This is a genomic window from Bacillus sp. SIMBA_008, assembly GCF_046535495.1.
GTDB lineage: Bacteria > Bacillota > Bacilli > Bacillales > Bacillaceae > Bacillus > Bacillus subtilis.
In genome coordinates this window covers 114,601-128,115 of the sequence record NZ_JAWRWL010000006.1, presented here as the reverse complement: position 1 = coordinate 128,115, position 13,515 = coordinate 114,601, and the positions used below count along the sequence as shown (strand labels likewise).

Genomic DNA, 13,515 nt, shown 5'->3' with positions numbered 1-13,515 from the left:
TTTGCACCATTTCTCCTATGAAATTCCGGCTGTTATCCTTTTTTGCCCGATGTTTCTTTTTTTGCCGGAAGGGAATCTCCGATCAGTTCCAGTGCCGCTATGACATTTAAACACCATTGAGAGACAGTGTTCGTTGTCACCCATGGAAGCTCCTCTAGATGCGTCCATGTCTCGATGCGCTCCGGTTTGATCGGAAGCGGCGTATGGCTGAGCTTATCATCGAGCAAAAGATTCCACGCTTTGGCGGCGAGATGAGGATCTTGTTTTTTTCTCGCGGCGTAGGCTGTCATACCGGCGGCGAACATCGGCCAGTGAAAATGCCCGTCATGAAGAGCGCCTCCGCTTTTTTTCCGTTTTTCCTCATCACTTAGTGTGTAAAATTCGCCGAATTCACTCAGCATATCTTCCCATTCCCGGTCATCAAGAAGCTCAGCCAGCTCCATCCACACTTGCGGCGCGCCGAAGGCAATGATCATATGATATCCGCCCGCAATGCCGTCTCCCATGTGATGAAGCATCGAGGTCGCCGGGTCATATTCAAATGTCGGGCCGGATAATAAGCGGAGCGGCAGCCGCTTCAGACAGTTGATTCCCGTTTCGATTTTTTTGAGATATTCTGGATTTTCGGTCCGCTCCCATTCCGCCAGCCAGTTCGAGCAAAACGCCGCCCAGTCCGGTCCCGTTCTGGCGTGAGTCGGGTGCTTGCCTTTCTCGTAAAAAGCGCGCATCGGATCGGTTTTGACGAGGGCATAATCGGCATCCTTCACTTCTGTCAAAAGATCTCCCGTCCGCTCATCACCCGTCAGATAATAATAGAATTTATAAAGCCCGGCCATGCTGATTCTCGCTTCCTTGCAGCCGCATCCCCAGTGCACAACGTTATGCCGTGAACCAAGTCCTGCGTATTCACCGAGGTGAAAGCTGTCCGTTTCGCTCGTATGGCGGGTCATGGCTTCTGCCATGCGAAAGATATCCTCTCTGCCTGAGCGGAAAAACGCCTGCCACAGCCATAGGGTCGGAACGAGCTCATTGTTTTGCCATGCGTATCCGCCGAGATCGTACCGCCACATATGCCGGATCGGGTCATACGTATGCATGACATCGCCATAATGCCAAAAACCGTACCATCTGCGTTGCTCTACTTCCTTTTTATAAAACAGAAAGGCCGCATCGAGCTGTTCTTCCAGCTCTTTTTTGAGCGGATGGGATGTGTCAATGATGCTCCAAACCCCGAGTGCTTTTGATTCGTAATAGACGTCCGGCTCGCATACAATGAGCGGCGGCGCCTGCCATTTGTCAGCGAGCGCATTGAGGACTTCGTCAGACGGCATGTGCGAAAAGCACGCCAGGCTGGTTTCATTTGTGTTCGCAATGCCTGTCGGATCAGAGCGCATTTCATCAAAGCCTTCATACGCGCTGGCCACGTGGGTGTTTCCTGTATAATGCCGCAAATCCATCGCTTCGCCGTCCGGGGGCCAAAGCCAGACGGTCATTTTGGGGCGGCTACCGGCAAGACCTGTGATTTCCAGTGCTGAAGGGTATTTCTCAAAGAAATACCGCAGGCCGAGAGCCACACCGCCATTTTCGCCGCCCGCATAGCAAAGCCCCTTCGCCCGACAGCCATGCAGCATGCCGATCCACGCATAATCTTTTCCGGTCCGTTTTGACAGGCTGTAATGATCGCTTGAATCCTGAACAAGCTTCACATCGTCCCAAACCGCATTCTGTGTGCCATGTGTAAACCATTCCTTATGCTCTTCATCTGGAGACAGCATTTCGCCATTGATTTGTTTTTCATAAAGCGGATATCGTTCATTGAATTTCCGTGTGCCAAACAGCTGGGCGGGTTCTTTGTACATCCCCTTCTCTGCCGCAAAGCGGAAATGGCGGTTGTACGGCTCCCCCTCCAAAAAAAGGTCAAATTCGATGCCGAGCCCCTTAATGAATTCTTGTTTACCGTTCCTGTCAATCAGCTGCGTGTGCACAAGGCCGATCTCAGACAGCCCGGCATAAAACACCAATCGGATGACAAACGGCAGCCATTCTTCATTCGTTTTATGGAGCACATGCACTCCCTCGATTTTGACTACTGCTTTGACAGGACCACTCTGCTCAATCGTCGCCCGTTTGATAAAGCTGACAGATGCTTCTTGAAATAGAACCGTTTCCACCGCCGACTCTTTTCTCGTTTCTCTTATGGCAACGAGCCTCCCGCCTGCGGCGATCGGCTTTCCATTGATCTGGAATGATTGAATGAAATCAGATCCTGTTTTATGAATGGTACAAACGAGTGCTCCTGTATCCACTTGGATATCATGCTCTGTCTCATGAATGCTGAGCGATTCAGTTGGCTGCGGCACTTCTCTTTTGTGCACTGTAAAGCTTTGGTTTTCCTGACCGCCAAACACCGCCGCGTGCTTCGTCCACTTGATGCTCCCGTCCGGCCAATAGGCCGACGGTTCGCTTTGCACATATCGCGTTTCCGCGTTTTCATTCATAAGCGCCAGACGGTCACCCTTTTTTAATTCTCCTTTTTTCCATGGCACGCCCCACGTCACACCGCTTATCACCTTTGGCTGTCCTGATAACCATTTGATCTTTTTCATCGGTCTCTCCCTCCATAGAAAAAAGCTGATTCGATGCAAAGAATCAGCTGGGATTGTCAAATTGAATCACACGGTATTCATGCGGTCCGACCGCCAGCCTCCCCGCCTTTTCCAAGCGGTGCGTCAACAGATCTGTTCCCGCTTCCGGCAGTGTCACACTTCCTCCTTTTCCATCCATATTCACGATGATCCACACAAGGCCGTTATCGCCTTTGCGCGGGGCAACGATTGTGCCGGGCGTAACATCCGACCGGCTGGAAATAACAGCTTCCTCCGCGTAATGCCTAACGAGCGCTTCCAGCATCGCATCCCCTTCTTTCCCGGATGGAAGCGAGCCCAGCATGACAATTTTCCCCTCGCCGTAATTCCGTTCCGTCAGAAATGCATGGCCCGCCCCCGGTCCTGATTCAACCGTGCCAAGGGTGTTTCCGCTCTCTGTGTCAAACACCGCGCTCCATAGTCCGAGCGGCGCCGTGATGCCAAACGCTTTTCCTGTATTCACGTTCTCATTCATCGGAAAGGTAAAAAGTGTTTTGATCCCTGACGTTTTCTCAAGTTCGCCAAGTCCGCAATCGGTATGAATGGTATGCTCGCATGTGCGCCCTCCTGTCAGCGGCCCCGTGATCCAGATGCCGCCCGCTTCAGCGAATGCCGAAGCTTTTTTGATAAATTCAGAAGACAAATACGGCACAAATGGCGTAAACAGCAAGCGATAGCCGTCCAGTGGAGCGCCTTCCGGAATAAGGTCACGGTGAATCCCCGTGTTGAGAATACGTTCATAAAAATGCGTCACAAGCGAACGATGCCGGAGTCCCCGGTGAGGCTCAGTTTTAATAAATGCTTTTGCTCTGTCAGAGTAAGTCATCGCCGCCTCGGCTTGAACGGGTTCAGTCGATAGAATAATAGGCTCGATTTCCTTTCTTGCCCGCTCAACCGCCAGCACATTTTGGTAGCCAATGGCGGGTTCGCCCCAGGCACTGAGAACCGAACCGTGGGAAATCTCGCTGCCTGAACGCTGCTGTCGCCATAGCCAGTAGCAAAATCCCTGGCTTCCTAAGGCGTAGGACGATACGGCTTCGGCCTGCAAATACCCGTCTGCGTGCGGGTAAGCGGAGCTTTCAAGCGAGGCGGCATACGACGGACTCGTTTCCAAAATCCAAAACGGGCGCCCCTGTTTCAGATTTCTCCATAAATCACAGTTCAATAAAAAGGCAGAGGCGTTTTCCTGCGAAGCGTACGTGTCATAGGAGGCAAAATCGAGATTCTGAAACATTCGCTCATTGTCCACGCTGAACATGACTGATCCGTTATGCGTGATCGGCGCATCTGAATAGCAGCGGATGATTTTGGCCTGTTCATCCGCAAACGAAGCGATCATCTCCATCGAAAACAGCTGATACATAGTGCGTAAAGAGGCGTGATGCAGAAACGGGGCCGGTCCCGGCTGCGGGACTTGCTCAAACGTCTGATAGGTTTCGCTCCACACATCGGTTCCCCAAGCTTCGTTTAACCGCTCAATCACCCCGTAGCGATTTTTGAGCCAGTCATGCCATAAGCGCAAACATGTCTCACACATGCATTCTGCAACATGGCATTTAAACTCATTGTCTAGCTGCCAGCCGATCAGCCCCGGGAGCCGGCCAAGCTCCTTGGCGATGGCTGTGGTGATGATGGCGGCTTTTTTTCGGAAATACGGGTTGTTCGTACAGGCATGCTGACGGGAGCCATGCCCCATGATCTCTCTTTTTTCATTGACATGCATGCGTTCGGGCCGGCCGTGTGAGAACCAAATTGGCGGGGTAGGCGTCGGCGTGCACATAATCGTTTCGATCCCGCTTTCATACAGCCGGGCAATGATTTCTTTGAAAAAACCGACGTCAATTTTTCCTTCTTCAGGTTCCATGACAGACCAGGCAAATTCGCCGATCCGCACAACATTTACGCCAACTTCACGCATGATGTCAATGTCCTGCTGAATCGTCTCTTCATCCCATAATTCCGGATAATAGCAAGCGCCATGATACAGTTTTCTCATCCCATTTTCACCTTTCTTTGATGATCGATTCTGTCAATGGCAGGCCGAGCTCCTTTATGCCTTTTGCCACAAGTTTCGCCATTTCATTTGCGCCTTTTTTTGTAAAATGCGTGTAATCATTAATCCCTTCTGAAATCATAAAATAGGTGTACACTTTTTCCTCGCCCTTCTCAGTAAAGAAAGCGAGACTTTTCTCCATCAGATCAATGAGCTGGACATTCTCCTCTTCAGCCGTCTGCTTCATGGCAATGCAGTAATCAGGAAAATCGTTCAAAAACACGCCGTTTTCGTAATGAAAGCGGGCTACGGGGGTAATGAGAAGCGGATGGGCGCCTTTTTCCCGCGCGCCTGCGATATACTGTTTTAAATATTGTTTATAGGTCGTGTAGGGCTCGGTATAGCGCTCCGGCTTATTTTTCGACGCGTCATTATGGCCCATCTGCACGAACAGCCAATCATCCGGCTCAATCACATCGAGGATTGCCTGAAGCCTGCCCTCTTCCACAAATGTTTTCGAGCTTCTTCCCCCGATCGCTCTGTTGATCACTTGAATATGCTCCGGCAGATGCGAGCCGAGAAACTGCCCCCAGCCCCCTTGATTTGTGCTGTCTCCATACGTTTGAACAGTCGAATCGCCGGCAAGATAAATATGATTTGCCATTTTTCATTCCCCCTCGTTTTTTATACGGCTGCTTCTTATCCTTAGTCCTCCTACAGCGGCGCCTCCGCTTTACTTCCCGCTATGTACAGGGCGGGCTTCGGCGTTTTTTTCATTCCCGTTCCGAGGTAAAAGCTCGTGTGCGGCGGCTGGTTGTAGGCGGTATTCTGCCAGGCGATGCCGAGCCTGTAAACTGGATCATGCATCAGCGTGTAAAAGCGGTGGCGGGTGAGATGTGTCGTTGTATAGATACGGAGCGCGCTGCTGTCTTCCGTTCTCCATATCACTTCTTCCCGCCAGTCTCCGAACAGGTTGGCCTGAAGAACCGGGTTTCCTTTCGTGCCATTGTTGGACAGCACGCCGGCCGGCTGAAATATCGTCTTCAGACAGCCGGTTTCAGCATCCCATTTTTCAATCTTTGGCCTGCCGATCGTTCCGTCCCAGTCATGATCAAGCAGTTCTCTGACCAAATCACCGTCCCACCAGATGGCGAAATTGGCTGAAGCGGGCGCTTTGTCGCTGATTTTTTCGCCTTTGCTCGTGAAAAGCCCATACGACATGCCATCATTGCCCGGCGGATCAATTCCCCAGACGAGCGATCCTTTGTAGCTTGGATCAATATGAGCCGCCATGCCCCGGCCAACGTCAGTTCCAGCATGGACGCCCCATAATATCTCACCGGTTCCGGCATCTCGCAGCGACAGTCCGTACGGCTTCGTGGCGTCCTCATGCACCTGGAACACTTCAAGCCCTTTTCGTGACGGGTCCAGATCCCCTACATGCATCGCGTCTCCGTGCCCGAGCCCCGTTGAGTACAGGCCGGTTCCGTCATGATCGACAGCCATTGCGCCGTATATGATTTCATCTTTTCCGTCTCCGTCGACGTCCGCCACGCTTAAACTGTGGTTCCCCTGTCCTGCGTACGCTTCATGTCCCGGATGGTTGGAGTCAAATACCCAGCGTTTTTTGAGCCTTCCGTTTCTGAAATCGTATGCCACGAGCACGGCTCTCGTATAGTAGCCGCGTGCCATTACAAGGCTCGGCCGCTCCCCATCCAAATAAGCGATTCCAGCGAGAAAACGGTCCATCCGGTTTCCATATCCGTCTCCCCAATCCTCCAGCTTGCCGCGGGGCGGTTCATATTCCACGGTCGTGAGTGCCTCACCGGTTTCTCCTTTAAACACGGTCAAATATTCCGGACCGGACAAAATTCTGCCCTGTTCGTTTCTAAAATCGGCATGCTCATCACCGATGATATGTCCTTTCCCGTCTGTTGTGCCGTCAGCTGTTTTCATGGCGATTTCTGCTTTTCCGTCACCGTCAAGGTCATACACCATAAATTGCGTGTAATGAGCACCCGCTCTGATGTTTCTGCCGAGGTTGATGCGCCACAAAAAGGTGCCGTCCAGTTTATAGGCATCTATGAGCACCTCCCCGGTATAACCGTCATGAGCGTTGTCTTTTGAATTGGACGGGTCCCACTTCAGGATCATTTCATATTCTCCATCCCCGTCTATATCCCCGACACTGGCATCATTGGCGCTGTAAGTGTACGGCTTTCCGTCCGGCGTCACACCGCCTTCCGGTTTGGCAAGAGGAACCTCCAGGACATTTTCCTGCCAAACACGAGCTTTCTTGGAAAGCTTTTCTTCCCGTCCTTTATTGACAGCCGCCACTTGATAAACAGAGTCAGCCGTTCCGTTTTGATCGAGAAAATTAGTGCTTTCAGCGATTGGATCGCGGGTGATCCGCTTTCCATCCCGATAAAGGTGAAAAGCCGTCGTCTCATGATCCGTGCCGAGAATACGCCAGCTGACAAACACGCCCTGTTCTGTCTGTACCGCAATCAAACCTCTGGTCAGGTATTCCATTTGCCTCTTTTTTGGTTTCATTTGATGGGAACGGGCTGCGCGCAGCCCGTTCCTTCCCCCTTTCAGTTAAGGCGTATACATATTTGGTTTTGGCTGTTCCGCCATGCCGTCTCCTAAAAAGAAGCTTGTGTGCGGCGGCTGGTTATAGGCGATATTTTGCCAGGCGATGCCAAGCCGGTACACCGGATCGTGCATCAGCGTATACAGCCTGTGCTCAGTCGGAATGGTCGTCGTGTAAATGCGCAGAGCACTGCTGTCCTCCGTTCTCCACACCACTTCCTCGCGCCAGTCACCGAGCAGATCAGCCTGAAGCGTTGGTGTTGCTTTTGTGCCGTTGTTAGCCGCTGCGCCTGATGCAGTCAGCATATTTTTCGATACGCCGTTTTGATAATCCCACTTATCAATTCGGTTGCTGTCCAGCTGTTCCCGGAGCAGATCGCCGTCCCACCAGATGCCGAAGTTGGTCGAGGACGGAACCCCGCTTCCGATTTTGACCCCTTTCGCTGAGTAGAGAGAACCGTTTGCCCACACCTCCTGTCCCGGATAACGCGGGTCAATATCAGCAGCCATTCCCCGGCCTACATCCTTGCCGGCATAAACGCCCCAAAGGATTTTTCCAGTTGCAGCATCCCGGAAAGATAAGCCGTATTTTGCATTTTTGTCCTCATGAACTTGAAACACCTCAAGCCCCGGCCGGCCCGGATCAAGATCTCCTGTATGGAGGGCATCCCCATGGCCTAAGCCGGTCGAGTACATGCCTTTCCCGTCATGATCAACAGCCATTGAGCCGAAAATAATCTCATCTTTTCCATCCCCGTCAACGTCCGCGATGCTCAGGTTGTGATTCCCCTGTCCGGCAAACGCTTCATTTCCTGACTTTGAGGAGTCCAGCGTCCAAAGCTTTGACAGCTTTCCGTCCCTGAAGTTATAGGCAACTAGCATGGTTTTAGCGTAATACCCTCTGGTCATGATCAGGCTCGGCCGCTGTCCATCAAGGTAGGCAATGCCGGCGAGAAAACGGTCAACACGGTTGCCGTAGCTGTCTCCCCAATCCGACACATTGCCGCGCGCCGGTTCAAAATTTGCGGTGACAAGCTCTTTCCCGGTTGAACCTTGAAACACAGTGAGATATTCAGGGCCTGAAAGCACACGCCCCTGTTCATTTCTGTAATCTGCATTGGCATTTCCAATTACTTTGCCCGTGCCGTCTTTTGTCCCGTCTGCCGTTTTCATTGCCACTTCTGCTTTTCCGTCACCATCAAGGTCATACACCATAAACTGGGTGTAGTGCGCGCCCGCTCTGATGTTTTTGCCGAGATTGATCCGCCATAACTTTGTGCCGTCCAGTTTATACGCGTCAATCAGCACGTCACCCGTATAGCCATCCTGTGAATTGTCTTTTGAGTTGGACGGGTCCCATTTCAGGATCAGCTCGTATTGCCCGTCACCATCCACATCGCCAACACTTGCGTCATTAGCGCTGTACGTGTAAGATTCACCCTTTGGCGTCGTGCCGCCAGCCGGTTTATCCAGCGGGACGGAATGATACGGCTGCGCCCATACGGAGGCTTTTTCAGAAGCCGGCTGTTCGGTACCGTTTACAACAGCCCGAACCGTATACGTTGAGCCCGCCGAACCGTTTTTATCCACATAGTTCGTTGTTTTGACAGGCGCAGCATTCAGTTTTTGCCCGTCTCTGTACACATTGAACAAAACAGATGCGTTTTCGGTTCCAAGAAACCGCCAGCTGACAAAAATGCCCCCGTCCGTCTTGACCGCTACAAGCCCCCGGTTCAGCGCTTCCATCTGCCGCGCTGCCCCTTCAGCTTTCACAGGACATACAGAGGTTCCCATCACCAACAAGACCAGCAACGTAACAGCGGTAAACATGCGTTTCCTTCGTCTAATCATCAGACAGCTCCTTCTTATTTATCTGTAAGCGCTTACTTAAATTGGATTTTATGCGCTTTGTGAGCTGTCTTCAATTTCACTTTTTTGCATCTGCCTATTTCGGACACTGCACTTTTTTGCTTATTTGTCATTTTTTTGTTACCCGGCTTGATGGTGCTGGGCCTCCGTCTTTTGAAATCCCCTAAGAGCAAAAAACATCAACACAAGCCCAAATAAACACGGGCCGTAAAATGGGATCAGGCCAGGAAGCGTATACAGCAAATAAAGGACAAATCCGCACCCGATCAGCATACAGCCAGTTGTCAGCGGTCTCATGGCGCCAAACAGCAGTGCCTGCGGAATATATTTGCGAAGCGGGAGCTGGTAATGCACATAAAGGGGAAACACATACATCAGCGCGATGATATACAAAAGCCCTGCAAGCAGCGTGCAGCTTGTTACGGCAAAGGACAGCCAATTCGTACTGGCAGAAAAATAATGATAGTTGGCAGACAATATGAGCAAAAGAGCCGAAAACGCCAATCCGATCGCATTAACCTTGAGAAACTCTTTTTTATAGGTATCGAGAAATAACGAAAATATCGGGACATCCTTTTGCCCCATCAGCCATTTCCTTATAACGGCACACATCGCAGCTGTGCTCGGCGCCCATCCGAAAAGAACGCCGCCCAAAAGTGTAAACAACAGCCACAGCCCGTTGAGCCATGCTATTTTCACCACCGCTTCGCAGCCTGCATAAAGCGCATCCGTTACAGTCGTCTTCATCTTCTCACCGCTTGATGCACGGCAAAATCCCTGTAAACGGCTTTCATGGGGGCCATCTGCCGGAACCCGATTTTTCCTTTTGTTAACACAGGCCCATATGTGCTGCCGTCGTCCATCCACTCAAGAATGGGCAGACCATTGATTGAAAAGTGCACATAGCCTTTGTCTTTGATCAGCTTCATACGATACGGAGAATCAGCGTCGTCTGGAGAAGGCAGCGGATCGGCCCCCATTGCGGCGAGATGGAAACCGCGGCTTTTTCTTAAATTGCAGGTGCGGAACGCTCTTTCCTCCGCGTATTTTCTGCGGAAATACGACAGGTGGAGGGCATTGATATCTCCTGAATGATACTCAGGGTATGTTCCTGTTCTTTTCCTGAGACTTGGGTCAAACAAATCCTCGCCGCGAATACCCGCAGCGGCAAAAAACAGCATACACAGTCCAGGCTGCTCGATCGGAGAGAAGTCCCATGTCACAATGATGCCGTCTGGAAAGGTTTCCGGACACCAAAAGACAAAGTGCGCTTCATCCTGGACATGTGACAGGTGCAAGCTGTGATCGTCAAATGAGATCTGTCCGCCTCCCTCCATCCGCCAATCCTTCACATCGCTTTTAGACCGGAGCGGATTGCGGTACAAGCAAGCGCCTTCCTTATACATGTTCTTTTCCCTCCCGGCTCACAAGGTGGTCCTTAAGCGGAAGTCCGAGCTCTTCAATGCCTTCTGCCACAAGCTTCGCAACCTCCATTGCACCTTTTTCCGAAAAATGCGTATTGTCCTCAATGCCGTCCGGGTAATTCGGATGTTCATTCGGCTGAAACCAAACGAACAATCGCTTCGACTCCTCCGGCCCGTATGCTTCATACAGCACCTTTGTTTTCGCAAGCAGATCAATCACAGGTACATCGAGCTCCTTCGCCAGTGCTTTCATCGCATCGGGATACTCACCGAGCGTATGCTCGATCCGTCCGTTTTCATCAAAGCGGCGGCGCTGCACCGATGTGACGAACACAGGATGCGCGCCCTTTTCGCGTGCCGTATCTGCAAACAAGGTAAGAAACTGCTGAAATGTGGAGTACGGCTTCGTCCCCCGCGGTTTTTGGTCATTGTGGCCGAATTGAATCAACAAATAATCGCCTTGTGTGATGTGCTCGGCAATTGCTTGAAGCCTTCCTTCCTCCACAAAAGAATTGGTGCTCGCTCCTCCTTTGGCATGATTGCGGACCAGCACACCTTCAGAAAACAATTGCCCGAATACCTGCCCCCACCCCGCCATCGGCGCTTCATGAGGCGGGCAGTCACTCACAGTGGAATCCCCCGCTAAAAATACTTGAATCGGTTTCTTCATCACATGTTCTCTCCTTTCACGGCGTTTCCTGATACATTTGCCTGAAGACACCCGGCGGCATGCCGACCTGTTTTTTAAAAATCCGATTGAAATAATTGTGGCGATAGCCGACTTCTTCAGACACATCATGAATTTTTTTATTCGTATTGACCAGCAGTTCTTTCGCCTTTTCGATTCTGATCTGGGTCACATAATCGATAAAATTAATGCCGGTCACTTGCTTAAATGCCTTGCTTAACGTATAGGAATTCATGCCAAGCGCATCGGCACAGCTTTCCAATGAAATGTCCGCCATATACTGTTCGTGAATCATCGCAATCACACGTTCTGCCAGCTGCTTTTGCTGTCTGTTTTTTCTGCCCTCAAGCTTGGAAAGGTAAGGCGTCACCACTACATCCATCAGCCAGGCCGCCGCTTCGTTAGGTTCGCGCAATTCTGAAATATCAAGAAACGGATTCCGGTGCTGAAACAGTTCGCTGGGATTGAGCCCGGAATGCAAAATATCCTCCTGAATGCGGGAAAACAGCTGAATCAGGGCGGAATGCACATGCCTGTCTATGGCCGCTTTTTCCGACAGTTCCTTCATACATCCATCTATCAGTTCCTTGGCTTCCTGTTTTCTTTCCAGCCGGATGGTCTGAACAATTTGTTTTTCCAGCTCAAAAGGGTAATAAGGAGCGAACTGCTCATCCCGAGGGAAGTCGGCCTGCAAATCAATGACCTGATCCCGGTTAGCAAACTTCCTGCGGGATTTGCCGCATTTCACATCCTGAAATAAAGAAGGAATTTCCGTGACACGCTCCGTCTTGCTGCTCAATGTCGAGGTCAGGCATAGTCCGGTTACATCTCCAAATTGGCGTGCCAGCTCCGTTATATACGCCTTCAGATCAGAGCTGTTTGTTTTCATCACAAGAACGGTGACAGAAAGCCGGCCGATATCAAGTATGGAGAGCTGAAAAACGCGTTTAGCCGCCAATTCCTCAGCGATATTAGTCAGTGTAAACACGGCAAGCTGTTCATCACCTTCACGGAAGATGCTTTTTTCACAGCGGAGCCCTGTCACCTGTAGATCAAGCACATGAAACACGTTTCCGCCGATGTTCCAGCCAGCCTCCTCCATCCGAAATCTGAGGCTTTCCTCGTTGTCATAGTAAAAATCGCTCTGTAAGAGATGCTGCAAAAAACTCTTTTTCATATGGGGCGTCTGCCGCAGGAGCTGCTGTTGGAGCTTCCGGCTTTCAAGGGATAGATCCTGCCATCTCTTTTCAATCCATTTGAATTCATCCTGCCCGGACGCCTGCCATGTTTTCTTCTCTCCTCCGGTAAACAAGCCAAGCAAATGCTGGATGGGACGATAGATTTTTTTTGATGCATACCATGTCATGCACACCGCCAAACCGATGCAAATGACCAGCATCACGATGATCACTTTTGATAAAAACACCATCGGCGCTGTAATAGCTGAAAGAGGCGCCGCTGACACAAAGGTCCATTGCTGATGCATCCGGTTCATTTCTCCAAAGGAGACAGAATACACCTTGCCTTCCCATTCCATCTGAAAATGGCCGTTCTCAGCAGGCTGTTTTTTTATCTCATGAAGTAAAGTCTTTTCAAAATCTTTTTCCCCCTCATGAAACAGCACCTCTCGATTTTGATCTAAAAGCAACGCACTGCCATCAGGATAGGGGGACAAGCTTTGCAGGATTGATTCCATTTCTTTCGGATCAACCGCCAGCATGATCGCGCCGAACGGTTTCTCCGCCGCGCCCGGAATGAGCTGGATCAGCATCGCTTGGTTTCCCGACCGTTTCCAATAAATGCTGTGGTCTGAGGCAAGCAGCGAGCGATACTTGCGAAGCGCCTCCTGTTCTGTCAAAGCGCTGTATTCAGGGCTCAGCACAAGTGGCCGGGGGCTGTTCAGAAAGATGGAAGCCTGCTCGATCAGCGGCTGCTGATCCCGCAAAAGAAACAGCTTTTTCGTTAATTGATAGGAGAACGTAAAGTCTTTCTCCAAATCCCTCTCGGCCAATCCGTTCATCAGTGAAGAATCGTAGGCCATCTGGGTGAGTGCCAGTTCAAGCACTCCCAGCTTCTCATCCATTCGGCTGACCTCACGCGCCACCTGTGTTTCATGCGATCTCTGCAGCTCTTTCTCCACCTTGTCGATCGAAAGAAAGTAGATTGCGCCGCCAGTCAGCAATCCGGGAATACAGGCAATCAGCAAAATGAAGACAAAGTTTCTTTTGAAATACGTTCCCTTCCAGCGAGAAACCCGTTCCTTCTGTTGAGGCTGTTTTTTCATCCCTCTCCCCCCGCCGCTAT

9 protein-coding genes are annotated in these 13,515 nt (G+C 51.0%); all 9 read right to left on the bottom strand.

Features of this window, described 5'->3' with window-relative positions; all coding sequences use genetic code 11:
• Positions 1 to 32: 32 nt before the first annotated feature.
• The 9 genes from SB658_RS18680 to yesS all read right to left on the bottom strand — a co-directional run bounded on the left by SB658_RS18680 (position 33) and on the right by yesS (position 13,495).
• A complete protein-coding gene (locus tag SB658_RS18680; RefSeq protein WP_410602079.1) occupies positions 33 to 2,606 on the bottom strand; it encodes an exo-rhamnogalacturonan lyase family protein in 2,574 nt (857 codons plus the stop codon).
• 43 nt (positions 2,607 to 2,649) lie between these two features.
• Positions 2,650 to 4,641 carry a beta-galactosidase YesZ gene (gene yesZ, locus SB658_RS18675; RefSeq protein ID WP_410602077.1) on the bottom strand — a complete coding sequence of 664 codons (1,992 nt, stop codon included), beginning with the start codon at positions 4,639 to 4,641 and terminating at the stop codon, positions 2,650 to 2,652.
• A gap of 7 nt (positions 4,642 to 4,648) precedes the next feature.
• Positions 4,649 to 5,302: a rhamnogalacturonan acetylesterase gene (locus SB658_RS18670; RefSeq protein WP_003233813.1), complete on the bottom strand. Its 654-nt coding sequence runs from the start codon at positions 5,300 to 5,302 to the stop codon at positions 4,649 to 4,651.
• Between the two features lie 50 nt (positions 5,303 to 5,352).
• Positions 5,353 to 7,191 (bottom strand): rhamnogalacturonan exolyase, encoded by a 1,839-nt coding sequence (gene rhgX / locus SB658_RS18665; RefSeq protein ID WP_144500861.1) that lies wholly within the window; start codon positions 7,189 to 7,191, stop codon positions 5,353 to 5,355.
• Positions 7,192 to 7,236: 45 nt separating this feature from the next.
• Positions 7,237 to 9,081, bottom strand: coding sequence for a rhamnogalacturonan lyase (gene rhgW / locus SB658_RS18660; RefSeq protein ID WP_003244011.1), 1,845 nt, complete (start codon positions 9,079 to 9,081; stop codon positions 7,237 to 7,239).
• Between the two features lie 138 nt (positions 9,082 to 9,219).
• Complete coding sequence (locus SB658_RS18655) at positions 9,220 to 9,846, bottom strand: YesL family protein (protein ID WP_003233820.1); 627 nt, start codon at positions 9,844 to 9,846, stop codon at positions 9,220 to 9,222.
• Positions 9,843 to 10,505, bottom strand: a complete 663-nt coding sequence (locus SB658_RS18650) for a YesU family protein (protein WP_003233822.1) — start codon at positions 10,503 to 10,505, stop codon at positions 9,843 to 9,845. Before SB658_RS18650 ends, SB658_RS18655 begins: the two co-directional genes overlap by 4 nt.
• Positions 10,498 to 11,196, bottom strand: coding sequence for a rhamnogalacturonan acetylesterase (gene rhgT / locus SB658_RS18645; RefSeq protein WP_003233825.1), 699 nt, complete (start codon positions 11,194 to 11,196; stop codon positions 10,498 to 10,500). Before rhgT ends, SB658_RS18650 begins: the two co-directional genes overlap by 8 nt.
• 13 nt (positions 11,197 to 11,209) lie before the next feature.
• Positions 11,210 to 13,495: a transcriptional regulator YesS gene (gene yesS, locus SB658_RS18640; RefSeq protein WP_003233827.1), complete on the bottom strand. Its 2,286-nt coding sequence runs from the start codon at positions 13,493 to 13,495 to the stop codon at positions 11,210 to 11,212.
• Between the last annotated feature and the right edge of the window lie 20 nt (positions 13,496 to 13,515).